We start from the raw sequence: 25,687 nt of genomic DNA on the forward strand, positions 1-25,687 counted from the left end.
CGAGGATCGGCTCCGCAGCCTAAAGCGGGTTCACCTCAACGCCATGCATTCGCCGCGGCACAAATACACTCTGCAAAATCCGCCGCTGCTGTCTGCTGATTGCGGCTGCTCCGCTCGACGAGCCCGACTTCACGCACGAAGGTGTCGTCGCCAAGCGGCACGGCGGCCACCGTCTTCGGCATAAACAGCCCCGCCGCCTGCGGCACGATGGCGACGCCAACGCCGTGCGCAACCAGTCCGATGATGCCTTGCAATTCGTCGAGCTCGACCACATCGTGAACCGTCACACGGATTCTGCGGAGAAAACGGTCCACGAGGCGCCCGCCAAACGAATTGCGATCGTAGCGGATGAAGGGTTCCGATTTGAGTAACGAACGCCACGGCTGCCCGGCCAGTTCGCGCCGCACGAGCAACGTGAAAGGCTCCGACATCAGCGTGCGCCACTTCAGTTCGGCCGGCAGTGCGAACGGCGGTTTGATGGTCACCGCCATATCCACCTCGCCCGAATCCACCTGGGCCAGCAGATTGAGCGACACACCCGGGATGACGCGAATGCGCCAGCCCGGCGAATCCTGGCGAAACCGTTGAATGGCGCTGACCAGAAACGAACCTTGCGCCGACGCGATCGCCCCTACGCGCAGCAAGCCCGACTGTTCCGCTGCGCCGCCCCGGTCGGTGAGGCGCGCATACACCGAGAGCAGTTCTTCGGCCACCTCAACGGTATGTTTGCCCGCCGCGTTGAGCGTCGCGGAGCGGCCGGTCCGATCGAACAACGGATATCCCAGGTCTTCCTCCAGACGCTGGATTTGCGCGCTCACCGCTGACTGCGTCAAGCCGATGTGCGAACCGGCGCTCGCAAAAGTGCCGTAGCGCACGACAGCCAGGAAGGTTTTGAGCTCGCGCATCATGATGGGATTGATCGATTTTATTGTCGCTGAGGGCAAAAATATATCGTTATTCGACTATTTTTGCCATCCTTAGACTGGTTTGCATGACGCCACTTTGAACCCTCTCAGGATCTCAGCATGACCGACACTACGACCGCCCTGCCCCCCTTCCATCTCGCCTTTCCGGTTCACAGCATTGCGGCTGCGCGCGAGTTCTACGGCGACCTGCTCGGTTGTCCCGAGGGCCGCAGCGCGCAGGACTGGGTCGATTTCAACTTCTACGGCCACCAGATCGTGGCCCATCTTGCGCCGGAGGAAATCGGCCATCGCAAGACGAGCGCGGTGGACGGCGACGCGGTCCCGGTCCGCCATTTCGGCGTAGTGCTCTCCATGGACCAATGGCAAGCCGCGGCGAAAAAGCTCACCGCAGCCGGCATGCAATTCATCATCGAGCCTCACATCCGCTTCAAGGGTGAAGTGGGCGAGCAAGCCACGATGTTCTTCCTCGATCCGTCGGGCAACGCGCTCGAGATGAAGGCGTTCGCCAACATCGATTCGTTGTTCGCCAAGTAAGCAGTCAAACAGGCAGTGGCCCGAGTTCAACATCCGTTTGCTGCTGTGCGAACGGCTGAAGGAGTGCAAGCGTGAACGCCGCGATACCCGCAAATGACGCCGCAGATGCCGTCGCACCTGACGCACTCGCATGGACGATGCATGCGTCCGGCGATCGTCTGCTGATCGTTGAACTGCAAGACGAGGACCGCGCCGCAGCCAATCGCCGGGCACGTGATTTCGCGGCGCGGGTGGCAGCCGAAAACTTGCCGTACGTCAGCGATATCGTGCCGGCCATGACGACGGTCGGCATTCACTACGCGCCTCATCGGGTGCCACTGGACAAAGCCGGTCATGCGCCTTATGACGCAATCGTCGCCGTGCTGAACGGTTTGTTGAAAACGGTCGCCGCTACCGGCAGCGCAGCACCGCGTGTGGTCGAGATTCCCGTTTGCTACGGCGGCGAACATGGACCGGATCTGAGCGAAGTTGCCCACGCCTGCGACCTCTCCGTAGCCGAGGTCATCGAACTTCACAGCGGAGCGCTCGCGGATGTGATGATGCTCGGTTTCGCACCGGGACATCCCTACCTCGGCATGCTCGACGCCAGACTGAGTCCGGCGCGGCGCGCGACACCCCGCACTGCCGTCGCGCCTGGTTCGATCGGCCTTGCCAACCGGCAAACGGTCATTTATCCGCTGATGCTGCCAGGCGGCTGGAATCTGATCGGGCGCACGCCGCTCGCGATCTTCGACCCGGCTCGGGAGACGCCTTGCCTCGTCAACGCAGGCGACCAGGTTCGCTTTGTGCCGATCACGCCGCAACAGTTCGACGCGCTGAGTCAGAACGCCGGAGTGGCGCGATGAGCATTGAAGTCATTAAACCCGGTGCGTTGAGCACCTTTCAGGACCTCGGCCGCACCGGTTATCAACATCTTGGCATCCCCGTGAACGGCGTGATGGACGAGCGCGCTCATCGCCTCGCCAATGCGCTGGTCGGCAACCTGCCGTCTTGCGCGACGCTTGAGATCACGTTGATGGGGCCGGCGCTCAGGTTTCACGAGGCAGCCGCGATCGCGATCAGTGGCGCCGACCTCGGCGCCCAATTGAATGGCCAGCCTCTCGCAATCGACCAGATGGTTGCCGTAGCCGCGGGAAGCGAGCTTACGTTCGGCAAACGTTGCCAGGGGATGCGCGTCTACCTCGCGGTGCGCGGCGGATTTGCCGTCGAGCCGGTGATGAGGAGCGCCAGCACTTACACCCGCGGCGGCTATGGCGGCCATGCAGGACGTCCGTTGAAAAAAGGCGACCTGCTTGCGATCGGTCCATCGGCACAGTCCAGCAGGCTGGTGAAGCTGTCGCAGGCAGCAAGAAGCCTGAGTACGACGTTCGACGATGACGTCGTGTTAGCACCAGACGCCCCCATCCGCGTGATTCCCGGCCGTGAATGGTCCTGCTTTTCGTCGCGCGCCCGCGAGGCACTGGAAGGCGCGCCGTATCGCATCTCACCGCAGTCCGACAGAATGGGCTATCGCCTCGAAGGCGAGAAGCTCGAGTTGAGCGCGCCGCGCGAAGTGATATCGGAAGCGGTCGGCTTCGGTTCGATTCAGGTGCCGGCCGACGGTCAGCCGATCATTCTGATGGCGGACCGGCAAACCACCGGTGGCTATCCGAAGATCGGCCATGTTTGCGCAGTCGATCTGCCGCGCCTCGCGCAAAAGATGCCCGGCGAAACCATCCGCTTGCAAGTTGTCGATCTGGGCGCGGCTCAGCGGCTGATGATCTCTCAGGAACGAAGCTTCGCTGCTCTGGAGCAGCTTTGCCAGGCATCAAGCTGATGCACGCCAGCGCCCCTGCGAGCGGGTGTGGTGTGAAGTAGTTCTGCCGGGCCGGGTAGCAATGCCCGTCCAGCCTGACTCTGCATAAAGAATTTCGAGCAATACGCTTTTTTATTAGTTAATACAACTAAGTCATCACAGCACTAAAACATTAACCCCGTTGCGCGACACGCGCCACCCGCCCCGGAACCGATCATGTCGAACGCTTCAACTGCAAACTTCGATGTAGACACGACGCCTTCAACATCGACGGCCAGGCATGCCGCCCGCAAGGCGGCGATGGCCGCAGCCGCCGGAACGGCCATCGAGTACTACGAGTTCGGCGTGTATGGCTATATGGCCGCCATCATCGGCCCGCTCTTCTTTCCCGCCGGCAACGCTACGGCAGCCCTGCTCTCGGTGTTGGCGATCTTCGGCAGCGCTTTTCTGATGCGCCCGGTTGGCGGCATCGTGCTGGGCCGCCTCGGAGACAAGCTGGGGCGCCGCAGCGTCCTGCTTGTGACGGTGATCGGCATGGGGATCGCCACCGGGGTGGTCGGCCTGCTGCCTACCGCCGCTATCGCAGGTGGGCTCGCTCCCATCGCACTACTGATGGTTCGTCTTGCGCAGGGCTTTTTCGCCGGCGCCGAAGTGACCGGCGCCGCGGCCTACGTCGCGGAATGCGCGCCGCGCGGCCGGCGTGGCTTCTACGGCGCGGCTACCCCGGTCGGCGTGGCCATCGGTGGCGCGCTCGCCGCAGCCGTCTGCGGTTTGACAACCGGGTTCATGAGTGCCGCGCAACTGCACGACTGGGGCTGGCGCATCCCGTTTCTGATGGCGCTCCCGCTGGTGCTGGTCTCCGTTTATGTGCGCACGCGCATCGAAGAATCCGCCGCGTTCAGGAAAAGCCTCGAAAACAGCGAGCCGCCCAAAGCCCCGCTGAAAGAACTCTTCGCGCACCACCGCGCCGCGATGCTCAAGGTCTTCCTGATCTCCTTTGGACAGAATGCCGGCTACTGGGTAGGTTTCGTGTTCATGAATATCTACATGATCACCTACCTGAAGTACGACAAGACCAGCGTGTACTGGCTCATGTCCGCGGTCAGCCTCTCAATGGCCACGTTGATGCCGCTCTGGGGCGGCCTGTCCGACCGCATTGGCCGCCGCAAGGTGCTGGCCATCGGCTTTGCCGCGTACAGCGTGCTGGTCTTTCCCATGATGATGCTGATGAACCACCAGAACATCGGCCTGGCGTTCCTCGCGATGTTCATCGTCGCGCTACCGATGCCGATCGTGCAATCGGTAGGATACCCAACCTATGCGGAACAGTTTCCCACCCGTGTGCGCTATACCGGCATGGCCTTCAGCTTCAACTTCGGCACGATCCTCGGCGGCGGCGTGACGCCCTATATCGCCACCGCGCTGATCGGCAACACCGGCAATCTGCTGAGCCCGGCCTTCCTGCTGGTAGGCGCCGCCGTCATCGGACTGCTGGCGCTGACGAAAACCCGCGAAACCTCCGCTTCGTCATTGCAATAGCGGCTCAGCGCAGCGCCGGGCGACCCGTCATCCGCCGGCGTCAAAACAATCGCATCGGGAGTCCGTCCTATGAGCCACCACACGCGCAACCCGCCCGAGATCCCGCCGCCGCTCGCACGTGCGCTCACGCCACAGGGCGCCCGCGAGCGCATCCGCGCGGGTTTCAACGGCAACACGAGTGGCATGGCGCCCGGCTACGCGCAAGGCAATCTGGTCATCTTGCCTCAGGCATGGGCAGCGGATTTCGCAGGCTATTGCAGGGCCAATCCCACGCCCTGCCCGCTGATCGGCATGACCGAAGTCGGCGAGAGTCTGGTGCCGATGCTGGGTGACGCCGTGGACTTGCGCACCGACCTGCCGCGCTACCGGGTGTGGCGCGACGGCGTGCTGGTGCAGGAGCTCGATGACATCTCGGCCATCTGGCAAGAGGATTTTGTCGGCTTTGTGCTCGGCTGCTCGCTATCGTTCGAGCATGCGCTCGAGCAGGCCGGCTTGCGTGTGCGCCATGTCGACGAGGGCAAGGTTGTCCCGATGTATCGCACCTCCATCCAGACGAAACCGGTTGGACGATTTCGTGGCCCGATGATCGTATCAATGCGTCCCTACACGCCGCAGGAGGCAGCGATCGCTTATGAGGTGTGCGCGGGTTTGCCGGGCGCACACGGCGCCCCCGTCCACATGGGCGACCCCGGCGCAATCGGCATTCGGGACATCGCCGTTCCCGACGAGGGCGAACCGACGGAGATACGCGAAGGCGAGCTACCCGTGTTCTGGGGCTGTGGTGTGACACCGCAGGCTGCGGCCATGGAGGCACGGCCGCCCATTTGCATTACGCACGCCCCGGGTCATATGCTGGTCTGCGATGTACCGGTGGAAAAGCTTGTGCTTCTTTAGGTTGAGGTTGCACGAAGCGTGTCATGCCGCCGCAATGACCGCACCGCCGCCAGTCGTAAGGGCTTTCCGGTCGGCGACGCAAGCTTGAACGCAGCCACCCCCAGGGAAAACCCCGATCCTCAGCCAGGGCGAATCATATAAACATATATATGAATTCACCAAGCCATCGCGCCCAATACGATCGTGGACGACCGCATTCCCCGGTATCACCGCCTGCGCGACCAGTTGGCCGCGCGCATCGCCGCGCTTGAATGGCAGCCACATGACCCATTGCCTACCGAACAGGAACTGGCGCTCGCGTATGACCTCGCAGTCGGCACGGTCCGCAAGGCGGTAGACCTGCTCGAGCGCGAAGGACTCGTCGAACGTTTCCAGGGGCGCGGTACCTTCGTGCGGCGCGCCACCTTCGACCGCTCGCTGTTCCGCTTCTTCCGTTTTCAATCGCCCACGGGCGAACGGCGTGTTCCCGAAAGCCGCATCCTCGAGCGGGTCGTCACGCGCGCGCCGAAGGCGGTCGTGGCGAAGTTCGGTTTGAAGACCGGCGCCAAGGCAATCCGGCTGGTCCGCTTGCGGCTGATCGACAACGCACCGATCGTCGCCGAACAAATCTGGTTGCCATACGAGCCGTTCGCCGCGCTGGCCGACTGTCCGATCGAGGACTTCGGTCCCTTGCTCTATCCGTTCTACGAACAGCGCTGCGCCCGTGTGGTGGCGCGCGCCGACGAACGGCTCACCGTCGAGACCGCCAATGAAGAGGATGTCGCCACGCTGCGGGTGCCGGCACATAGCCCGATTGTCGTGATCGAACGGGTGGCCTTCGGCTATGACGGCGTACCGCTCGAATGGCGTCTCTCGCGTGGCGCCGCGCAGCACTTTGCGTACGACATCGAGATTCGCTGAGCGTCGTCGCGCACTTTCGGGGTTCAACCATCATTAGCGCCGGCATAAGGCGCGTGGAGTCCAGATGTTTTCCTGGTATGGCGAAGTATCAAAAGACGAACGGCGCACGTTCTGGGCCTGTTTCGGCGGCTGGGCGCTCGATGCGCTCGACGTGCAGATGTTCAGTCTCGTGATTCCGGCGATCATCGCTGAGTGGGGTATCAGCAAGACCCAGGCTGGCCTCGTGAGTGGCGTCACCCTGGTGGCATCGGCGCTGGGCGGCTGGATTTGCGGCGCGGCAGCGGATCGCTTCGGCCGTGTGCGCACCTTGCAGATCACGGTAGCGTGGTTTTCGATCTTCACGCTGCTGTCCGCGTTCGCACAGAACTTTCCGCAGTTCATCGTGCTCAAGGCCCTGCAAGGTTTTGGCTTCGGCGGCGAATGGGCGGCCGGCGCGGTGCTGATGGCCGAAACCATCCGCAACCAGCATCGCGGCAAGGCAATGGGGGCGGTGCAAAGCGCCTGGGCCGTGGGCTGGGCTGCCGCGGTGCTGCTCTATGCCGGCTTGTTCTCGTTCCTCTCGCCGGCAATCGGCTGGCGTGTCATGTTCGGCATCGGCATCCTGCCTGCGCTGCTGATCATCTACGTGCGACGCAATATCAAGGAACCGCCTGTCCCGGCGGCAAAAAGCACGCAAGGCACGCACGAAGGCAAGGCCGCTTCGGTCGAACGCGTTCCCCTCCTGTCGATTTTCGCGCCCGACGTGCTGCGCATGACGCTGATCGGCGGCCTGCTCGGCGTCGGCGCACATGGCGGCTATTCCGCACTGACGACCTGGTTGCCGACCTTTCTGAAAACCGAGCGGCATCTGTCGGTGCTCGGCACCGGCGGATATCTTGCGGTGATCATCCTGGCGTTCTTCTGCGGCTGTCTGGCCGCCTCCGTGTTGCTAGACGCCATCGGGCGGCGGCAGACTATCCTGCTGTTCTCGGTCTGCTGCGTGGCAACGGTGATCGTGTACGTCTTCCTGCCGATGTCGAACCACGCGATGCTTGCCTTAGGCTTTCCGCTCGGTTTCTTTGCCGCCGGTATTCCGGCGAGCATGGGCGCGCTTTTCAACGAACTCTATCCGCGCGGCACACGCGGCACCGGTGTCGGCTTCTGCTATAACTTTGGACGCGTGGTTTCGGCCGGCTTCCCGGTCATGGTCGGGCATCTTGCCGGCCAGTTTTCGCTGGGCTTTGCGATTGGCGTCGACGCCGCTATCGCCTATGCGATCGTCGCGGTCTCGATCCTCATGCTGCCGGAAACGCGTGGCCGTACACTGACCGAAGAACCCGCAGCCTGAGCATCACGAATGAGTCTTTCCAACCGCACGCCCGCCTCCCACACTGCTACTGCTTTGCCGGTCACGGGTATCGACAGCCATGCGCACGTGTTCGTGCACGGCTTGCCGCTCGCGCCCGGCCGGCGCTATGCGCCGGCCTATGAGGCCCCGCTCGACGCATATCGCGCCATGCTCGCCAGCCTCGGCCTCTCGCACGGCGTTCTGGTCCAGCCCAGTTTTCTCGGCACCGACAACGGCTTCCTGCTGTCCTGCCTCGACGCGCATCCCGAGCAGTTACGCGGCATCGTCGTGGTGGATCCGGCGCGCGATATCGGGCAAATCGAAGCGTGGCACGCACGCGGGGTGGTCGGCGTACGCGCCAATCTGATCGGCACGGCGCTGCCCGATTTTGGCGATGCGGCATGGGCTCCGTTTCTCGAGCGCATGGTGGCCCTGAACTGGCATCTCGAGGTCCAGATCGAGGCGGCACGGCTATACGCTATTGCACCCGCGCTGCTCGATAGCGGCGTGCGCATGGTCGTCGACCACTTTGGCCGCTTCGATCCGGCGCTCGGCACTCGCGATCCGGGCTTCGCCAGCCTCCTCTCGCTCGGCCCGACGCGGCAGGTGTGGGTGAAAGTCTCGGCCGCGTATCGCGTGAGCGCGAGGCGCGATGACCCGGCCGCGGCACTGGCGGCGGCCGCCAGTGCGTGGCCTGCGCTGCTTCGTGAATTCGGCGTCGACCGGCTGGTGTGGGGCACCGACTGGCCGCATACGCAATTCGAAAACGTGCAGAACGCCCGGCTGACCCGCGATCATCTCGAGGTTCTCGTCAACCAGCCGGAGCATTTACGCGCCGTGCTGATCGACACGCCTGCGTCGCTGTTCCAGTTCCGCTAACTTCTTGCCACGCTAAACCAAGAGACCATCGTGTTCAACAATCTATCGGTCAAAACGGGGCTGACGCTCGCCACTGGCATCTTTGTCCTGCTGGTTTTTGTGGTCGGCGCTTGCGCGTTTACATCGCTCGCCTCGACCAACCAGGCACTCAGCGGCATGTACCAGCACGACATGACGGCCACCAACGCGCTCTCGCGCAGCTCCGAATTGCTGCTGCGCTGCCGCTCCGCCAAGAATCGCTACGAGTCGTTGTCCGGCCAGCAGAAAGACGATGACGCGGCACGCCAGTTGCAACTTGCGGACACCTATTGCGGCGAATCGCAAAAGCAATGGGACGCCTTCATGGCCGTGCCGGTTTCCGACGACGCGCTGCCGCTCGTCAAGGACGCAGCGGACAAGCACGCGGCCATGATGAGCAAGGGCATCATGCCGGAATTCGATGCCTTGAAGGCCAAGGACTTCGACGCGTATCACCGCATCCAGTTGCAATACAGCAGCCCACTCTATAACGACTTCGACAAGCTGTCCCAACCGTTGCTCGACTATGCAGCCGCGCGTGCGGCGCATCGCTTTGAAGCGGCGCAGGCCCGCGCCCAGACGATGAACATCGTGCTGATCGCCTGCGCATTGCTCGCCGTAGCCTGCGGCCTCTTCGTGCGCGGCGCGCTCACCCGCGTGGTGGTCACGCCGATCAACGAGATGGTGCTGGACTTCGAACGCATGTCGAACGGCGATTTGCAGAAAGAGATTGTTGCGCGCGGCACGAACGAAATCGGTCAGTTGCAGGCGGCGCTGCGCCGCATGCAGATGAAGCTGGCCGGCACCGTGCAGCACATTCGCACGTCGACCGAATCGATCACCGTCGCGGCGAGCGAAATCGCCTCCGGCAACGCCGACCTGTCGGCACGAACCGAACAACAGGCCGCCTCGCTGCAAGAAACGGCGGCGAGCATGGAACAGATCACCGGCACAGTGAAACAGAATGCAGACAACGCGCGCCAGGCCAGTTCGCTCGCACGCAACGCATCGGACATCGCAGGCCAGGGCAGCACTGTCGTCAACCACGTAATCAGCACGATGGAGGAAATCAACCAGAGCTCCGCGAAGATTGCCGACATCATCGCGATCATCGAGGGCATTGCATTCCAGACCAACATTCTCGCGCTCAACGCCGCTGTTGAAGCCGCACGCGCCGGCGAGGACGGCCGGGGCTTTGCGGTCGTCGCGGGCGAGGTGCGCAGTCTCGCGCAACGCTCATCGGCGGCAGCCAAGGAGATCAAGGCCCTAATCGACAACTCGGTGGAGCGGGTGCAAGCGGGTACAGGCCTCGTGGATCGGGCCGGCAAGACGATGGAAGACATCACCGCCGCGGTGCAGCGCGTCACCGATATCATGGGTGAAATCTCTGCCGCGTCCGAAGAACAAAGTAGCGGGATCGATCAGATCTCGCGAGCCGTCACGCAAATGGACGACGTGACGCAACAGAATGCGGCGCTGGTTGAAGAAGCAGCAGCGGCGTCGCAATCGCTGAAAGACCAGGTGAAAATCCTCAAGGAAGCGGTGGCGATTTTCCGCGTGGACGGACGTGCGCTGGCCGCGCGGTGATGGAATGTTCCGGCTGCGCGGTTCGGACCTTGCGGGGCGAAACTCCACGGTGCCCCCGCATTGAAACTGCCTGGCGCAGCGGCATCCGGTGCGATGCCGCCGGCACCACTTACAGCGCGGCGATCCGCGCGCGGAAGTGCTCGGTTCCGGCAACGATCTTGTCGAGCACCGCATCGAGCGCCCAGAAGCGTTCGCGCACGTCGTAGTCGATCACGCGGCAGCGGATCGAGCCGAACGTGCCGATGCGCTGGTGATACATCTTCGCGAGCGCCGGATAGCCAAGCGCTTCAGATACGGCTGTGACGACCAGGAAAGTCGACAACTCTTCGGCCAGCGCCGCATCCCGTGCGCTTTCGCTGCGCAGCCACTGATACAGATCAGGGTGGAAGTTGGTGAAGACGCCGTTGAAACCTGCCGAGCCGGCCTTCATCGCATCCCACGCGATCGCGGCATTGGCATTCAGGATCTTCAGCGGCGAACCCTCGGCCAGCGCAACGCGACGCTTCACGGTAGCGAGATCGCAGCTCACGTCCTTGAGCATCACAAAACGGCCGGTCTCGATACAGGCCTTCAGTTCGTCGTCGGAGAGCAGACGCCGGTACGGCGCAGGGCACTCGTAAAGCCCGAGCGGAACATCGGACGGCAAGCGATCGAGCAGACGCCGCAGGTTGGCCAGAAAGGTCGCAGTGCCTTCGCGCTTCGGATCGAGCCGGTTGGTGACCAGCACAACGCCTTGCGCCCCCGACGCGGCGGCGGCTGTCAGTTCCTCGGTCTGCGCATCGAGATCGTCGCTGATATGGCCGGACGCGACCACGGGCACCCGGCCCGCCACCTTGTCGACCACGAAGCGCGCGAGCGCGGCCCGCTCGGCGAGGCTCAGGAACTGCATTTCACTCGACTGCGCGACGGCAAACAACGCGTCCGCGCCGTGTTGCAGATACCACTCGATCAGGCGTTCGAGCCCGGCGTAGTCGATGGCGCCGCTCTCGTCGAACGGCGTCAGCATCACCGGGACGATGCCCTCGATGACACCCGCGGGCCTCGATATATTGCTCATCTACCTCTCCTTGGAAAATTCGCTTTCGTTGCAATGCGCGACCGGTGGCGCGAGCCCATCAAGCGGGCACATGCGCCGCGGCCTGCGCGGGTTCGTGTTCGGGAATCGGTTTGCGCACCAGCAGCAGATAGGACATTGCCCCAACGAACGCGATGCCGGCCGCGGTCAACAGCGCCGGTACAAACGACGACGCCTGGGCGATATAGCCGGTCATGATCGGCGCCAGCGCACCACCAAGAAAGCCGCCGAAGTTCTGGATCGCGCCCAGCGAGGCGATCCGGCTCGGCGGCGCCGCCGCTGTCGCCAGCGCCCACGACGAAGCGGACGCTGCGTTGGCGAGGAAGATCACGACTGAAATGCAGGTAAGCGCGATCGCATTGCTCTCGACGAGCGCGGCCGGAATCGTGAAGGCCACCATGCCGAGCATCGCGACGACCACCGCGTTTCGGCGGCTTGCCACCGGCGTACTGCTGCGTTTGGTGATCAGATCGGAGAACCAGCCCGCCAGCAGCGAGCCGACAAAGCCGCACAGGAACGGCACGGATGCCGCAAAGCCGGTACGTATCAGGCTCATGTGCCGCTCGATGGTCAGATAGCCCGGCAGCCAGGTCAAATAGACCCAGTTGAGATACACCGAGCCGAAGAAGCCGATCAGCATGCCCCACGTGGTCCCGTACGAAAACAGGTTGCGCCACTCGGCGAACGTGAGCTTGCGGGACGGTTTGCCGGCGGACTGCCCGTCCTCGTCGAGATAGCGGCGCTCCGCGTCGGTCATCTGCGACTTGTCCGGATCGCGATAGACTGCAAACCACACGAGCGCCACGACAAGACCCAGCGCACCCGTCGCAATGAAGGCCCAGCGCCAGTGGAACGAGACGACGAGAATCGACAGGCACAGCGGCGCCAGCGCCGTCCCCAGGGGCGAGGCTGCATTGAAGATGCCGGTAGGCGTGCCGCGCGAGCGCAACGGAAACCAGTTGCTCACCACCCGGGCGGCCGAAGGAAACTGCGGGGCTTCGCCGATGCCGAGCACGATCCGCGCAACGATGAAATATCCGAAGCTCGAAGCCACTCCGCCGGCCGCCTGCGCCAGCGACCAGATGATGAGCCCGGTGCCTAACAGCCGGCGCGGTCCGATGCGGTCCACGAGACCGCCTACCGGCAACTGGCACAGCGCGTAGCTCCACGAGAACGCCGACAGCAGCAATCCCATCTCGCCGAGCGAAAGCCCCATGTCGGCGCGAATCAGTGGATTGGCGACCGCGAGCGTGCCGCGATCCAGATAGTTGACGATGCCGCTCACCATCAGGAGCGCGAGCGCCGCGGTCTGGGCGCGACGGATTTTCGGTGGAATGGGCTGGTTTGCCGGGGTATCGCTCATGCTCGCTGTCTCCGTCTCATGCACGAGTACTTCAGATCTTCGCGTGCAGCGGCTCTTCTGAATCGGTCGCGCGGCGATCTGCCGGGCGGCGCTCCGCCTGCGCTGGGCGCAGCATCGCAATCAGAAGTGCCGCCACAAGACCGCTCGCCGCGAGCACATAGAGCCCCGCGGCAACCGAGTGAAACGACGCCTCGACTGCGTTGCGCACGTTCGGCGCAAAGAAACCGCCGAGATTGCCGATCGCGTTGATCACAGCGAAGCCCCCCGCCGCTGCCGTGCCGCCCAGATAGGCCGCCGGGAACGTCCAGAAGATCGGCTGTACAGTCATGATGCCCATCGTCACGAAACAAAGCGCGACGATCGCTGCTGCGGGGCCCGTGTTGGCCGAGACAGCCAGACCGCCCGCAATCGACAATGCCGAAAGCACCGCAAAGCCACGCCGGTATCCGGTGCGCACTGCAAAGCCTGGATAAAACGCGCCCGCCACGATGGCGCAGGCCCACGGAATGGCCGAGATCAGCCCCACGTGCAAGCCCACCTTGACATGCAGCAGCGCACTCACCTGAGTCGGCAAATAAAATGCCACGCCGTAGCCCGCAATCTGGATCGAGAAATAGAGGAGCGCGAAATGAAGCAGCTTCGGATCGGTCAGCGCGGCGCGAAAGCTCGTCTTGCCGGTCTGCTGTTTCTGCCGCTCTTCGGCGGCGAGTGCGCGAGCCAGCGCTTGCGCTTCGGCGCGCGGCATCCACTTCGCGTCTTCGGGACGATTGCACAGATAAAAATAGCCCCACGCGCCCACCGACGACGCCAGCAGCCCCTCGACAAGGAACATCAATTGCCAGCCGTGCAGGCCGAACAGGCCGTCGAGCTCGAGCAGCATGCCCGACAGCGGGCCGCCCACCATGAGCGCGAGCGGCGAGCCGAAGTAGAAGATCCCCATGATCTGTCCACGCGCGCGCGCCGGAAACCAGTAGGTCATGTAGAGCACCGCGCCGGGAAACAGACCCGCCTCGGCCGCACCGAGAAAGAAGCGAATGAAGGAGAACAGCGAATCGCTCGTTGCGTACGCCATGGCCGCTGAAATCAGCCCCCATGTAACCATGATGCGCGAGAGCCAGATACGCGCGCCGACGCGATGCATCATCAGATTGCTTGGCACTTCGAAGAGAGCATACGCAATGAAGAAAATGCCCGCACCAAACGCGAATGCGGCACTGCTCACACCGGTCGACGCCTGATAGGCCTGCTGCGCGAAACCGATGTTGGCCCGGTCCAGATAAGCCAGCATATACATCAGGATCAGAAACGGCACGAGCCGCCACTTGGCGCGCCGGATCGCACGTTCCAGCAAGACTTCTTCGTCCCCTTCAGCGGGGTGCAGGTTCGTCTCCATCTTGTCTCCTGTCGACCCGAGTTGGCGCTTTAGCGCCTACTCGGGTCCCATGCTGTGGTTGACTGGAGTTAGCGCTTCAGCGCTTACTCCAGTCCCTCAGCGGTTGTTCCCTTGGCGGGATACGGCATCCGGTCTTGTGCCGGTACGCGTGGGCGGCGGTTTCAGACCACCTTGCCCGGGTTGAGCAGATTCTGCGGATCCAGCGCGGCTTTCAGGCGGCGCATCAGTGCGAGTTCAGGTTCGCTGCGCGTGAACGGCAGCCACTGTTTCTTGGTGAGGCCGATACCGTGTTCGGCCGAGACCGTTCCATCGAACTGCTGAACGAGACCGTAGACAATCGCGGTGATCTCTTCTTTCGGTTGCGGCACGGCATCCGGCACACAGGCGACGATATGCAGGTTGCCATCGCCGATGTGTCCATAGAAGAGCGCGACCGCGTCGGCAAAGCGCGCGCGCAAGGCCGCGCGGCATGCGCTCACGTATTGGTCCATCACGGCGACCGGCAAACCGATGTCGAACGACTCGTGCGGTCCGAGTACCTGAGGAAATTCAGCACAGGCATCGCGCACGCCCCAGAAGGCCTGAACGTCCGCAAGCGATTGGGCAAGCGCCGCATCGGCGAGCACGCCTTCTTCCATCTGGCGGGTCAGCCAGGCTTCGAAGCGTGGAGCATCGAATGCCTCCTCCATCCCCTGGGCTTCGATCAGCACGTAGCACGCATGCTCACCGGGCAGCGGATTGCCGACACCGGGCACACGCTGCGTGACCGTGCGCCAGTAATCCGGCCACATCACCTCGAACGCGGACAAGAGCGGTCCCAGGCCCCGGCGCGCCGCGTTCAGCAACGCGACCAGCTTGTCGTAGCTTTCGAGCGCACACAGGGCCGCCATCGTGCAGCCCGGCTTCGCAGACAGGCGCAGCACGATCCGCGTGATGATGCCGAGCGTCCCTTCACTACCGATGAACAGATGCTTGAGGTCATAGCCCGCATTGTTCTTCAGCATCTTGTTGAGGTTCGTGACCACACTGCCGTCGGGCAGCACGACTTCGAGCCCCAGCACCATTTCGCGCGCCATGCCGTAGCGGATCACCCGGTTGCCGCCCGCATTGGTCGACAGATTGCCGCCGATTGCGCACGAACCGCGCGCACCGAGATCCAGTGGGATGAAAAAGCCGGCGTCGTCCGCCGCTTGCTGTACGGTCTGCAGCGGCGTGCCGGCCTTGACCGTCATGGTGGCCGAAGCAGGATCGATCTCCTCGACCCCAACCATGCGCTCGAGCGACAGCGCCACGGCCCCCTCGATGGGCCGGGCGCCGCCACACAAGCCGGTCAACCCGCCCTGCGGCACGACCGGGACGCGATACTGCGCACAGATGCGCATCGCGGCGGCCACATCGTGGGTGTCGACGGGACGCAGGACTGCAAGCGGCCGTTGCGGTGCGAGCGTGCTCCAGTCCTGTTCGTTACGTGCGGGGATCTCCTCACCCGTCAGCACGGCCGTAGCGCCCAAGGCTTCGCGCAGCGCGGCGAACATCATCTGCGCCGTATCGCCGGCGCGCTCGGGCAGGCAGATCTCATGATCCATGGTGTCTTCCTCCTTGTTTTCGCAGCGTGTGCGAATTCACGCCTGCCGGTCCACCTCCACGCGAGGCCCGGACATGACTGCCGGGCCGCGTGCTGCATTCACACCGCTGCTCCGGATAGAAGCGTGCGCGGCAGTGCTGCCGTTGCATCCGTGCCCATGGCCACAAGCGGCGCCCGTACCCGGCGCCAGCCTTCTTTGCCCTGGCACTCGGCCAGCCATGTCTTGAGAAGCGGCACGAAGGGCCGGCCGTCGACCGCCCGCAGCAACTCCGTGATCACGCCGGAATCCTGGTCGCGTTCGCTGTCGTAGCACGCGCGAACCTGCTCCGGCGCGATATTGGCGAGGCCGCAGATCGATCCGGCGCCGCCGGCCGCCCGCGCCTGTCCGATCGTGTCCTCAGCGCCCACATAGACTTTGAGGTCGGGATGGTTGCGGATCAGCGCAAGCGAATGGTCGAGGCTCCCGCTGCTGTCCTTGATGCCGTCGATCACGCTGCCGTAACGCCGACGCAACTTCGCGATGGCCTCGTCGTCGAAGCCCACGCCGGACACCTGAGGGATGTGGTACAGAATGACGCGCAAGCCTGGATCGCCGACCGCATCGATCACCTGGCCGATCGCGTCTGCCACACCGCCGCCGCTGACACCCTTGAAATAGAACGGCGGCAGCAGCAACACGCGGCGGCAGCCTTGCGCGAGCGCATGCCGCGTCAGGAAGACCGCATCTCCGAGTGCGGCCGCGCCCGTGCCGACCACCAGTTCGCTGCTTTCGATTCCCCGCGCGAGCAACCCTTCAAGGGTTGCGCTGCGCTCCGCCACCGTGAACGACGGGCCTTCGCCGGTCGTGCCGAACAGCGTGATTCCGTGCAGGCCGCGCCGCAGGAGTTCGGCCGAATGTCGGGCCAGCAGCAGCACATCCACCTGGTTCGCCGCATCGAGCGGCGTCGCCACCGCCGCCAACACGCCTTGTCCTTCGAAAGGCATAACGCTCTCCTCCAGTCATATGCGCCGGCGGCGCCACCTCCGCCCTCTGCGCTCGAAATCGCTCCGGCACGATCCAATGACGCGCCGACTTTCAACTGACATGTTAGTTAGAAACCAGTGAGGCGTCAAAGAAGAATTTTCAAAGGGTGTGAGAGACACGGCATGGGCCGTCCTTGACGGCCCATGCCCTGCTAGCCGAAGTTGCCCATCGAGCGTTGCCGCGCGTTCTCGATGTGCGTATTGAGCAGATCGACCGCTTTTTCCACATCGCGCTCCTTGAAGGCGGCGATCAGTTCGAGGTGTTCGTACATCGTCGGAAGCACCACTTCGGGCTTCAGGACCACGTGTTCAAGGCGGATCAGGCGGATGCGCAAACTGTTGACCCGGTAGATGTTCGACACGATTTCGTTGCCCATCGCATCGATCATCATGTCGTGCAGTCCCCAGTCGACTGTCTGCGCGTCGTTGAGAAGACGGTCGTCGATTTTTTTTGCCAAGGCCCGGCGCACGATATCCCTGTGCGCCCGCTCGATCTTCTCGAGATCGGCGTCGGATGCGGTACGCGTGAAATTCGCCACCGCTTCCCGCTCTAGCAGCAGGCGCAGTTGAAAAGCGTTGCGGATCAGCCGCAGGTCGACATGACACACCTGCAGGCCGCGGTTGGGCACGGTCTTGATCAGCCCCTCGGCTTCGAGGCGCGGCACCATTTCACGAATCGCGCCAAGCGGCATATCGGTCAGCGCCATCAGTTCGCGCTGCGACACGAATTGCCCAGGCCGGATATTGGCGTTCAGGATTTGCTGCGTGAAGTTTTCATAGGCGACAAGGCGGAGAGATTTCCCCTGGCTTTCGTCCGACTCGGTTTTTACCGGTGCCATTGTATTCATAGCCGGTCTCGCGTACGTATTGGTTGCACGGCAACATGTTAGCACGTACGCGTACGCCGTCAGCCTCGGCGGGACGGGTCTTCTCCGCCGCAGCGAACGGTATGGAAAGAGGGGGAAAGTATGACGAATCGTCTGGATGAGGAGTCCAGTTTCGCCCCAGCCGGGAGCTAGATTCGTCACGTGAAGGATTATGCGTGGCGCGCCGGCCACCGTCATTACCTGACTCGACAAAGCACCTTTGTCAATTGCGACACAATCATGCCGTGCGCCTGAACTGGTCACGCATATAAGTCGATGTGACGGTCGCGGTAGACAACCGCCGCCTCAGGAGATTCGGCCTCATGGATCGGCACGCCGGCGTAGTAAACCGTGCACCCGCTTACGGAAAGTTTGGGCAGCGGATCGTTGCGCGTGATGCCCGTTGTATCACCCGCCTCGGTGACGCACGAACGATCGCCGCCGGCTAACTCGCGTGAAGGCGATAGATAAGGATCGCGTCGCTTGATCAACTCCGTTCGCCCATTCCGTTAGAAGAGACCCAATACTCCCATCACAATTTTGAGATAGCGATAGTCCAAAATCTTGCATTTCCTTTCCGGCGCGGGCGAACAATGCCAGGGCCTGTTCACGCTAATAACGGTCTTGCGCTGGCCCTGGCGAGGTCGCAGCCCTAGCGTTCAAACAGATGGGCTTTCGTGGCCAGATCAGCTCGATACGTAAGACACATACGGCCCGGTTCCACCGCCGGACGACGACGTGTCGGTAATGCCGAAATAGACATGACGTCCGTAAAAGAAGGGCGCTCCGAAGTCAAAGACGCCGGACAGATATGCGCCGAGATCGTTGAATGCGTAGTTGCCCGTTGCAAACAGCGTGGTTGCGTTGGCAATGTTGAAACCGATGGTCGCGCTCGACGAATTGGAACCCGAGATCGTGGCCGACAGACCCAACGTGCTCGAAGGCGTAAAGAACGTATTGCTGTTCTGGGCAATACTCGAGTCCTGGAAGAACAGGCCGTTTGAGCCGGTGTCGAAGAACGCGTTGTCCGCAAAGGAAGTGCCGTTATAAGTCGCGGTAAAGTCACCATAGCCGTCCGTGGTGAATACCGTCGCGCCCTTCCCGGACAGCACGTTATTGGTCTGGGTATCGATGCCGAACACCAGTGTTCCGGATACCGAAGTTGCTCCGCTATCGGCAACCTGCGCGATCTCGACGATCACGCCGTTGTTATCGGTCGTGAAATACTGGACCGGATTGCCGACCTGCAGCGTGAGGGCCTCTGTCGTAGCCGTGCAGGTCGAGCTGCTGCATGCATAGTAGGCGGCGCTCTGGCTGCCGCTCACGCAACTCGAACCGCAGTCCTGAGGCCGCACGCCGACGCCGAGGATACCGTTCGCTCCGAGCAGCGCCGGCGTACTGAGCGCGGTACTCACCTGGCAATCCGAGGGCGCCGACTCTGTGAGCGCCGGGTCGGTCATGATGTGGATCGGGATGCTCTGCGCAATCTCACTGGACATCTTGATGTCCGCGCTACGAACCGTACCCCACGTGTAGCCGCTGCCGAAAATAGCGCACTCGGCTATCGTGTCGCTGGTTGACGACTGCGTCTGGGTTGTCAGCGTCGAGAGCGTCGCGCTCGGCACTGCCGAGGCGAACAGACGCAGTCCATATGAGCCGGTATCGAGAAGTACGTTATTGATTGTCGAACAGTTCGACGCGGCATTGCTTCCTGGCGTACAAACCGTCACGCTGACCATCGGACGGTTCGTGTTGCCGTACGGCGCGGACGACACAAGGATTGGAATCGTGTTTGACGCGGTGCTGGCCGTCGGTGTCGCGGAGGCATCGGTTGCAAGGGTCGACGTGGTGGTCGAGCTGGACGTGGAACTGCTGGTACTGGTGGTACCGCTGGTACTGCTGGAACTCGATGTACTCGAACTGCCGGACGTCGTCGAACTTGAACTGCCGCCGCCACCACATGCAGCGAGGCAGATGCTCAGCGAGGCGACCACAATTGCTGCGATTGTTCGCATTGTTCTTCCCCCGTTCATTGGATGTCGTCGACGCTGAACCCTTGCGGGAGTGCCTGGGGCAGATATGCACGACCGGTATACGCCCCCATGTGTCCACCGGTCTGAACGACGAGCCCGGACTGCTGGACCGCTAATGGTCCATAGCCTCCGCCCATCGCCACACGCGCGTCGGACAACCCCTGCAGGTAGGCGGAGAAATAGGTGCCAAGTAGCGTGTTGAGGGGGGCCATCCGTGGGCCGTGCCAGGCAATGGCAAACACGGTGCCGCTTTGTGCCACGTACTCACGCACGATCGTGCCCGACGAAAGGGTGGTTTCGTTCACGGTGTAAGGAACTGAGGCGGCGCTCAGGTGCTGCGCGAGTATGGTCGCGTTACTGGTGCTGCCCGACGACCACGTCGGCGCACCGCCCAGCTCGGCGTATACGGGTGTCGTGGTTGCAAACGCCGCCATTGCGATAACGACGCAGAGCAGACTGATCCTCATTGGTTTCCTCTAGTTCGTCACTCACCTCGCATTTTATCGGCAAATATAATTATTACTTTAGGATTTGATATTGAAATATAGCGCCAATCGCAGTCAGTTTTTATGGACGATTTAATAGGGATTACCTTATTTATTTATAAGGATATCCTTAGTCGCCAATTGACTGCCGAGGATGTTTTATCAATCGCATGGAGTGGCGCCTTTGCTCGCCGTTGACCCCGGATTGCCCATATTCCAACAGCGTCCGGCTTGTGCAGCCGATCATGGGTGCGATGGAGCTAGCCCCCTTCCCGTTCACCCCGGCTGTGTCCCATACTCCGTCACCGCGGCTGGTTTCGGCTTCGGTGGATTCGGCACGCTCTGCTGCGGCGTGATCCGTTTGACTGGCTCCGGTGTCGCACCCACCAGTTGCAGCGCGTTCCCCTGCACGTCGATCTTCACAGGGTCCGTCTTCTTCCATTGCTTCTTCGGCACCACCAGTTTCCACGTCGAATCCTTGCCCACGTCGCGGAAAAACGCGACGACGCCGACGTACTCCGTGTCGGTGTTCATCGGTTCACTGATGCTCGCGCTCGCATCCGGACGCAGCACAACATCCTTCGTCGCCAGCAGATCGGCCTTTAGCGCATCGAGGTCATTCGTCTGCAGTTGCGTGTAGTCGAGTTGATCGAACGTCTGCGATGTTTTCAACTGATAGATCCGCACCACCGTCGACAACGATTGCCCGGCGCCATTTTCGTTTAATGACGACCGGCTGACGAGATCCAGGTTCATCGTTTTGACCTGTGTCGTGAACGCCCATTTTGCCGCGTCCACCGTGCTGTCCTTCACCGCCTGTCCGACTCCGCATCCTGCAACGGCAAGAGTGGTCAACGCCACCGCGCCGGTTCGAAGTGCCCGCATCATCCTGTTGGTTCTCCTGATGTTCCGTGTTCGTGAATCGTCGAGTCGACGACCGCGTCAATGCGCTGAATGGTGTTGAGCCGCTCGCCGGTCACTGCTGCCCGTCCAGACGCCCAGTTGCACCCGCGTGACCACGTCCCCCCGACCGGCTGCGCGCGGCTGCGGCAACAGGGTTGTGTAGCCCAGGCTGACCTGATCGGAGTTCAGCACCTGCGCGGGCATCAGTTCCGGGCGCACATGCATCTCCAGATGCGCCTGCGCCTCGTAGCCGAGATAGAACCGCAGCAGCGCCATCACTTCGCGGTGATTCGCCTGCCCCGGCATCAGGCCGAGCACCGATTCACGCGTCTGCGGGGTAATAACGACCCGCACCGAATTGCCACGATCGTAAAAGCCGCGACCGAGCAGACAGCTTTCGCCTAGTGCGGCAGGCTCGTAGCCAACGACCTCGATCCATACCGGATAGAACTCCTCGACGATGATCCGGGCATCCGGTACTGCGTGCTGCAGCACCCCCGCGAGCCCTTCGGCCGTCCGCGTCTTCTGGCCGGCGAGCCCCAGCATCGACAGCAGTTTTCGCGTGCCGACCGCCTCCCCGGTTTCCGGATTGCCAATGCCCAGCCCGGCGAAACTGAGCAGGTAACGCGAGATATCGTCGGTGCCGCCGCTGCGGAAGCCCGCCGGATAGCGGTACTTGCGCCACACGCGGTAATACTGGGTGACGACCCGGTGATGGAACAGATCGAGGAAAGCCGACATCGGTTCGGCACCCTCGTGGTTCTGCGCAACCTCGTCGACGAAATACGACGGCATGCGCGCATCGACGCCATAGAGTCCAAGAAACGTCGTGCGTACCGCCGGCGGCATCGCCGGGTTGTCCAGGTGGTATTCGACCGCGTCGATCTCGCGGTTCGGAAAGCCCACGCGTGCCCGCGAGCGAAAGCGCACTGGCTCGCTCGCAGGTGAATCGGCGCTGCCGATCGGGGGCCGATCAGGCGCCGCGAGCTCGATCAGTTCGCAGAAGCGAAAGAAATTCATCCGCGTTGCGTTGACGAGTAACGCAGGCAGCAGCGACCGGTCCGCGTAGTTTGCGAACTCCCGTTCCGCGAGGTTTCCATGCGGCCCGTTCAAAACGGTGCTCCTTCGCCTTTCGTGTCGGGCCACTCGATGCGCCGCCCGCTCGGTTGCGACACGATCACGAGCTTCGTGTACAGGTTCAGCGTGGCGTACAGCCCGAGGAAGCGGTTCAGCATGCCGCCGAACAGTTCCATATCGCCATCGCCCGCGAACTGGCTGCTGTCGAGCGTCACCTCGATCTCGACGCCGCGCTGCAGCGCACCCTTGACCAGCTTCTGTAGCAGCCGGTGCTGTACGTCGGTAATCGCATCGATCCGGCGTTTGTTCAGCTCGCCGTCCGTCCAGTCGTACAGCGAGAGACTGCCGCGCAGGATCTCCGCATTGAGCAGTGACAGGTAGTTCGGCGCCAGGTGGGAGAGCACGCGCCACTGGAAGCGGTCGCCGGTCGGCGGATACACGGGCAGCGTCGGTGCGGTCAGATTGCGCACGGAGCCGATATTCGTGAAGCCGCCGCGCATGCGCGTGATGCCCGCCTCGCGCAACCCCTTGCGCGGCAGCATGCCGTTGGTTCCCGTGACGGAAAGCGACAGCGTTTCCTTCGGCAGCGTATGCTGGTGTTCCCAGGCATGACCGCCAAGAACGAGCCACGTGTCAAACCGGCCGGACGGGCCGCGTCGCATGCGCGTATGGAAATACCGCTCCGGCATTTCGTGGCGCAGCATGCCGCCGCGATGACGGAATGATGCGAACGGCGCGTATTCGAAACGCTGGCCCGATCCCGACTCGAAACCCTGTACGGTGTCGACGGAATACACGTCGACATGTTTGCCATGCTGCTCAAGCGCATGCACGCGATATTCCGTCTCGAACTGCGTAGCCGTAACCGGGTCCGCCTCCAGCGCGAACAGGTTGATGATCGGCGTGCAGAACAGGCGGAGGTTGTCGGCCGAAAAGCGCATGTCGTCCGGATACGGCCTCGCGAGCACAATCTCGACGTCGAAATATCCGGCGGCCTGCGGGATCGCCTGCATGTCGAGACCGACGAGGTCGACGAACATGAATTTTTCTGGAAACGTGAAATACTCGAGCAGTAGCTGGTAACCACCGAACGCGTTATCGGCCTTGGGCCACAGACGCTCGTCCGCAGCGAATCCGGCCGGTTCGATCTGCATGCCCGGCATCGGCTGAGGCGCCCCGGGGCGGTCCTCCGGATAGCCGGGAATGCGCACCTGCACGGCCAGCGGCTCGGCGGTGAGCGCCGCATACAAGGTCAGCGCAACCGGCCGGTCGGCATGCAGGTACAGCCGCAGACGTGGCACCTCCAGTTGCTCGCGCCGCGCCTGCGGCTGCAGTTCGAGCCGCAGACGGATCACCGAGCGGCCGTCCTCGCGGGCGTACGTGTTTGCTTCGGTGAGGCGCAGCGGATAGAGATCGACCGTCTGGGTCGTCCGGTAGATGCATTCAACACCCTCATCTCCGACGCCCGAGGGAAGTCCCTGTGGAATCGGGTCCGACATCACCTCAAGTCCCGACGCGAGCGTTTCATGCTTCTGCAGCGCGCCGGCGGCCGGCTGCAGTTCGAGAATCGAGAGCGACGGAATCATCCGCAGATAGTGCGGCCACAACATGCTGACCAGCCCCTCGGTCAGCTCGGGCAGTTCATCGTCCAGTTTGTGGCGAAGCCGCCCCATCAGGAACGCGAAGCCTTCAAACAGCCGCTCGACATGCGGATCGCGCTCACCGATGCGGTCGATGTTGAGCATGCGCGCGCGATCCGGAAAGGCTTGCGCGAACTCCTTGCCCGCCTCACGCAGGTAGCGCATTTCTGCATCGTAGTAGCGGAGGATCTCGTTGTCTTTGGTCGGACTGCTCATCGGTCTAATCTCGGGTGGGGCTCATTGTCGTTGAGGCAAGCGCTCATGCAATCGCAACCGCACGCGCCGGATCGATTGCCGTCAACTCGCCCATCAGCGCTTCGATGCGTTGGGCAAGTGCGGGCTTGTCCGAATCCTTGCGGTTTGCGCGGGTTTTCAGAAGACGCAGCAGGTGATGCTTGGTTTCAAATGCCAGCGGCGGCTCCCACACTGCGAGCTGGAAGCGCTGCGCGGCAGCATCGAGCGTTGACAGCAGATGCAGCGCCGTATCCGACCGGCCGGCGCGCTCGGCAACGCGCGCCATCACCAGTTGACGCACGAAGCGGTCGCGTTCGCCGTCTTGCGCAGGCAATTGCTGCAACCAGGCAAGCGCCCCGTCGAGTCCCTGCTGTGCGGCCATATCTGCGGCCTGCGCTTCGGTTTCCGCCCAGTCGGTATTCGCCGACTGGGCGGAAACCGGCGCAACGGTCTCACCCCGTTCGACGTCGCGTACCGTCGCGTAGCGCGCGATCCATTCGAGCGTCGCGTCGTCGGCTAATGGCGAACCGTCCGAGAACGCGAGGCGATCAAGGCCCGGCAGGCGTTCGAGCATCAACGCGCAATCGGTCGCAACCAGATCGCGCACCTGTGCATACTCGCCGCCCGCCTGCTCCTGTGCGATGAACGCGTAATACTGGAGGTCCAGCCAGAAGTGGTTCGCACCTTCGGCAAAGGCGGTTTCGACCCGGTCGAGCAACTCCGGCCACTGCTTCTGCAATATCAGCCGTTTGAGATGCGTCCGCAGCTCGGCACGCGGCGCCACCAGCCGGGTTTTGCCACTGACTTCGTGTGGCGGCACTTCGGTCAGCGTATCCCAGCGCACGCAGCGCATCAGCCGGTACGCCGCCAGATAACCCTGTGGCTGCTCGCGCAGAAACTGCGCCATCTGGCGTGCGCGGTCGAGCAGTTCGTGGGTCGACGAAACTTCGGTTGCTACCGGTAGAACCGCCCGAAGCGCGGCGCTACCGGAAGACGCGTCGTAGTTCGCGTTATCGGACGGCAGCGGTGCTTCCACACGCCCCTCAAAGCGGCGAAACAGCGCATCCAGTTCTGGACGCGCGGCGTCGGGCCATGACGCGGTGCGCTCGACGATCAGCGCGAGCGCCGAGAGCGTGCGTTCGAGCAACGGACCGGACAATCCCTGCACCCGGTCGAGCCGGTCCGCAAAGGTGCTGCCGGCAAGCCACTCGAGTGCCGCCTTGCGGGTCTCGGCGCGGGCCGGCAGCAAGGTTTCGCCGAAGCGGTCAATGAGCGCGGACAGCAGTTCGAATCCCGATGCGACGCCTTCCGCACCATCGCGACGCATGCGGCCGTAGACGTAGAAGGCGGCAACGCGTGCATCCTTGCTGGTATGTTTAAGCAGGCGTTCAGCGGTATCGGCGATCAGCGTGTCGTCGACGTCGGAGAGCTTTGCAACCTCATCCTTGATGGCGAGAAAATCGTCGTCGTAACCAGGGTCCGTGCCGCACGGGGCGGCGTCGCTGATGGGCTGCAGCCAGTCATCCCAGCGGCTCTGTGTCGAGCGGGCCAGGTCGGATGGCGTCCGTGCGCCGAACAACGCGCTGAGGAGGTTTGTGAACATGTTGGTCA

The 25,687-nt window shown here is 62.9% G+C and carries 23 protein-coding genes; 9 read left to right on the forward strand and 14 right to left on the reverse strand.

Annotated features, from left to right (window positions below):
* Positions 1–35 precede the first annotated feature (35 nt).
* On the reverse strand, positions 36–908 hold the full coding sequence (locus AC1ECK_RS06315) for a LysR family transcriptional regulator (protein WP_480317013.1): 873 nt from the start codon (positions 906–908) through the stop codon (positions 36–38).
* 117 nt (positions 909–1,025) lie between these two features.
* On the opposite strand from AC1ECK_RS06315, the gene AC1ECK_RS06320 reads away from it, so the two are divergent.
* The 9 genes from AC1ECK_RS06320 (at position 1,026) to AC1ECK_RS06360 (ending at position 10,399) form a co-directional block, all read left to right on the forward strand.
* Positions 1,026–1,460, forward strand: coding sequence for a VOC family protein (locus tag AC1ECK_RS06320; protein ID WP_480317015.1), 435 nt, complete (start codon positions 1,026–1,028; stop codon positions 1,458–1,460).
* A 71-nt stretch (positions 1,461–1,531) separates the two neighbouring features.
* The gene (gene pxpB, locus AC1ECK_RS06325; RefSeq protein ID WP_480317017.1) at positions 1,532–2,305 is read left to right on the forward strand and encodes a 5-oxoprolinase subunit PxpB; all 774 of its coding nucleotides are present in this window, start codon (positions 1,532–1,534) and stop codon (positions 2,303–2,305) included.
* Positions 2,302–3,276: a 5-oxoprolinase subunit C family protein gene (locus AC1ECK_RS06330; protein ID WP_480317019.1), complete on the forward strand. Its 975-nt coding sequence runs from the start codon at positions 2,302–2,304 to the stop codon at positions 3,274–3,276. The genes pxpB and AC1ECK_RS06330 overlap by 4 nt, the downstream gene beginning before the upstream one ends.
* 195 nt (positions 3,277–3,471) lie before the next feature.
* Entirely contained in the window at positions 3,472–4,794 is a 1,323-nt protein-coding gene (locus AC1ECK_RS06335) for an MFS transporter (RefSeq protein WP_480317021.1), read from the forward strand.
* 69 nt (positions 4,795–4,863) lie between these two features.
* Positions 4,864–5,688 (forward strand): putative hydro-lyase, encoded by an 825-nt coding sequence (locus tag AC1ECK_RS06340; protein ID WP_480317023.1) that lies wholly within the window; start codon positions 4,864–4,866, stop codon positions 5,686–5,688.
* Positions 5,689–5,868: 180 nt separating this feature from the next.
* Positions 5,869–6,588 (forward strand): GntR family transcriptional regulator, encoded by a 720-nt coding sequence (locus AC1ECK_RS06345; protein WP_480317345.1) that lies wholly within the window; start codon positions 5,869–5,871, stop codon positions 6,586–6,588.
* Positions 6,589–6,652: 64 nt separating this feature from the next.
* Positions 6,653–7,915 carry an MFS transporter gene (locus AC1ECK_RS06350; RefSeq protein ID WP_480317025.1) on the forward strand — a complete coding sequence of 421 codons (1,263 nt, stop codon included), beginning with the start codon at positions 6,653–6,655 and terminating at the stop codon, positions 7,913–7,915.
* A gap of 9 nt (positions 7,916–7,924) precedes the next feature.
* Positions 7,925–8,794: an amidohydrolase family protein gene (locus AC1ECK_RS06355; protein WP_480317027.1), complete on the forward strand. Its 870-nt coding sequence runs from the start codon at positions 7,925–7,927 to the stop codon at positions 8,792–8,794.
* A gap of 30 nt (positions 8,795–8,824) precedes the next feature.
* Positions 8,825–10,399 carry a methyl-accepting chemotaxis protein gene (locus AC1ECK_RS06360; RefSeq protein ID WP_480317029.1) on the forward strand — a complete coding sequence of 525 codons (1,575 nt, stop codon included), beginning with the start codon at positions 8,825–8,827 and terminating at the stop codon, positions 10,397–10,399.
* A 109-nt stretch (positions 10,400–10,508) separates the two neighbouring features.
* On the opposite strand, the gene AC1ECK_RS06365 is transcribed toward AC1ECK_RS06360, so the two are convergent.
* From AC1ECK_RS06365 to tssA, 13 genes are all read right to left on the reverse strand, one after another.
* Positions 10,509–11,456, reverse strand: coding sequence for a dihydrodipicolinate synthase family protein (locus AC1ECK_RS06365; protein WP_480317031.1), 948 nt, complete (start codon positions 11,454–11,456; stop codon positions 10,509–10,511).
* Positions 11,457–11,514: 58 nt separating this feature from the next.
* On the reverse strand, positions 11,515–12,837 hold the full coding sequence (locus AC1ECK_RS06370; RefSeq protein WP_480317032.1) for an MFS transporter: 1,323 nt from the start codon (positions 12,835–12,837) through the stop codon (positions 11,515–11,517).
* Between the two features lie 31 nt (positions 12,838–12,868).
* A complete protein-coding gene (locus AC1ECK_RS06375) occupies positions 12,869–14,230 on the reverse strand; it encodes an MFS transporter (protein ID WP_480317034.1) in 1,362 nt (453 codons plus the stop codon).
* A 161-nt stretch (positions 14,231–14,391) separates the two neighbouring features.
* Positions 14,392–15,816, reverse strand: coding sequence for an FAD-binding oxidoreductase (locus AC1ECK_RS06380; RefSeq protein WP_480317036.1), 1,425 nt, complete (start codon positions 15,814–15,816; stop codon positions 14,392–14,394).
* 98 nt (positions 15,817–15,914) lie between these two features.
* Complete coding sequence (locus tag AC1ECK_RS06385; RefSeq protein WP_480317038.1) at positions 15,915–16,799, reverse strand: dihydrodipicolinate synthase family protein; 885 nt, start codon at positions 16,797–16,799, stop codon at positions 15,915–15,917.
* A gap of 191 nt (positions 16,800–16,990) precedes the next feature.
* A complete protein-coding gene (locus AC1ECK_RS06390) occupies positions 16,991–17,686 on the reverse strand; it encodes a GntR family transcriptional regulator (RefSeq protein WP_480317040.1) in 696 nt (231 codons plus the stop codon).
* 278 nt (positions 17,687–17,964) lie between these two features.
* Positions 17,965–18,195 (reverse strand): hypothetical protein, encoded by a 231-nt coding sequence (locus tag AC1ECK_RS06395; RefSeq protein WP_480317043.1) that lies wholly within the window; start codon positions 18,193–18,195, stop codon positions 17,965–17,967.
* 195 nt (positions 18,196–18,390) lie between these two features.
* The gene (locus tag AC1ECK_RS06400) at positions 18,391–19,737 is read right to left on the reverse strand and encodes a DUF3443 domain-containing protein (protein ID WP_480317046.1); all 1,347 of its coding nucleotides are present in this window, start codon (positions 19,735–19,737) and stop codon (positions 18,391–18,393) included.
* On the reverse strand, positions 19,734–20,204 hold the full coding sequence (locus AC1ECK_RS06405) for a DUF2844 domain-containing protein (RefSeq protein WP_480317048.1): 471 nt from the start codon (positions 20,202–20,204) through the stop codon (positions 19,734–19,736). Before AC1ECK_RS06405 ends, AC1ECK_RS06400 begins: the two co-directional genes overlap by 4 nt.
* Positions 20,205–20,498: 294 nt before the next feature.
* Positions 20,499–21,110 carry a type VI secretion system lipoprotein TssJ gene (tssJ, locus tag AC1ECK_RS06410; protein WP_480317050.1) on the reverse strand — a complete coding sequence of 204 codons (612 nt, stop codon included), beginning with the start codon at positions 21,108–21,110 and terminating at the stop codon, positions 20,499–20,501.
* A 54-nt stretch (positions 21,111–21,164) separates the two neighbouring features.
* A complete protein-coding gene (tssG, locus tag AC1ECK_RS06415; RefSeq protein ID WP_480317348.1) occupies positions 21,165–22,145 on the reverse strand; it encodes a type VI secretion system baseplate subunit TssG in 981 nt (326 codons plus the stop codon).
* Positions 22,146–22,234: 89 nt separating this feature from the next.
* The gene (tssF, locus tag AC1ECK_RS06420; RefSeq protein WP_480317052.1) at positions 22,235–24,058 is read right to left on the reverse strand and encodes a type VI secretion system baseplate subunit TssF; all 1,824 of its coding nucleotides are present in this window, start codon (positions 24,056–24,058) and stop codon (positions 22,235–22,237) included.
* A 43-nt stretch (positions 24,059–24,101) separates the two neighbouring features.
* Positions 24,102–25,679, reverse strand: a complete 1,578-nt coding sequence (gene tssA, locus AC1ECK_RS06425; RefSeq protein ID WP_480317054.1) for a type VI secretion system protein TssA — start codon at positions 25,677–25,679, stop codon at positions 24,102–24,104.
* Positions 25,680–25,687: the final 8 nt, after the last annotated feature.

Source organism: Paraburkholderia sp. SSBN10T (assembly GCF_056619545.1).

Excerpts from the sequence above, each read along its gene's own strand:
- AC1ECK_RS06315 (WP_480317013.1), bottom strand. The coding sequence starts at position 908 with ATGATGCGCGAGCTCAAAACCTTCCTGGCTGTCGTGCGCTACGGCACT.
- AC1ECK_RS06320 (WP_480317015.1), top strand. The coding sequence starts at position 1,026 with ATGACCGACACTACGACCGCCCTGCCCCCCTTCCATCTCGCCTTTCCG.
- AC1ECK_RS06330 (WP_480317019.1), top strand. The coding sequence starts at position 2,302 with ATGAGCATTGAAGTCATTAAACCCGGTGCGTTGAGCACCTTTCAGGAC.
- AC1ECK_RS06335 (WP_480317021.1), top strand. The coding sequence starts at position 3,472 with ATGTCGAACGCTTCAACTGCAAACTTCGATGTAGACACGACGCCTTCA.
- AC1ECK_RS06340 (WP_480317023.1), top strand. The coding sequence starts at position 4,864 with ATGAGCCACCACACGCGCAACCCGCCCGAGATCCCGCCGCCGCTCGCA.
- AC1ECK_RS06350 (WP_480317025.1), top strand. The coding sequence starts at position 6,653 with ATGTTTTCCTGGTATGGCGAAGTATCAAAAGACGAACGGCGCACGTTC.
- AC1ECK_RS06355 (WP_480317027.1), top strand. The coding sequence starts at position 7,925 with ATGAGTCTTTCCAACCGCACGCCCGCCTCCCACACTGCTACTGCTTTG.
- AC1ECK_RS06365 (WP_480317031.1), bottom strand. The coding sequence starts at position 11,456 with ATGAGCAATATATCGAGGCCCGCGGGTGTCATCGAGGGCATCGTCCCG.
- AC1ECK_RS06370 (WP_480317032.1), bottom strand. The coding sequence starts at position 12,837 with ATGAGCGATACCCCGGCAAACCAGCCCATTCCACCGAAAATCCGTCGC.
- AC1ECK_RS06375 (WP_480317034.1), bottom strand. The coding sequence starts at position 14,230 with ATGGAGACGAACCTGCACCCCGCTGAAGGGGACGAAGAAGTCTTGCTG.
- AC1ECK_RS06380 (WP_480317036.1), bottom strand. The coding sequence starts at position 15,816 with ATGGATCATGAGATCTGCCTGCCCGAGCGCGCCGGCGATACGGCGCAG.
- AC1ECK_RS06385 (WP_480317038.1), bottom strand. The coding sequence starts at position 16,799 with ATGCCTTTCGAAGGACAAGGCGTGTTGGCGGCGGTGGCGACGCCGCTC.
- AC1ECK_RS06390 (WP_480317040.1), bottom strand. The coding sequence starts at position 17,686 with ATGAATACAATGGCACCGGTAAAAACCGAGTCGGACGAAAGCCAGGGG.
- AC1ECK_RS06400 (WP_480317046.1), bottom strand. The coding sequence starts at position 19,737 with ATGAACGGGGGAAGAACAATGCGAACAATCGCAGCAATTGTGGTCGCC.
- AC1ECK_RS06405 (WP_480317048.1), bottom strand. The coding sequence starts at position 20,204 with ATGAGGATCAGTCTGCTCTGCGTCGTTATCGCAATGGCGGCGTTTGCA.
- tssJ (WP_480317050.1), bottom strand. The coding sequence starts at position 21,110 with ATGATGCGGGCACTTCGAACCGGCGCGGTGGCGTTGACCACTCTTGCC.
- tssG (WP_480317348.1), bottom strand. The coding sequence starts at position 22,145 with ATGAATTTCTTTCGCTTCTGCGAACTGATCGAGCTCGCGGCGCCTGAT.
- tssF (WP_480317052.1), bottom strand. The coding sequence starts at position 24,058 with ATGAGCAGTCCGACCAAAGACAACGAGATCCTCCGCTACTACGATGCA.
- tssA (WP_480317054.1), bottom strand. The coding sequence starts at position 25,679 with ATGTTCACAAACCTCCTCAGCGCGTTGTTCGGCGCACGGACGCCATCC.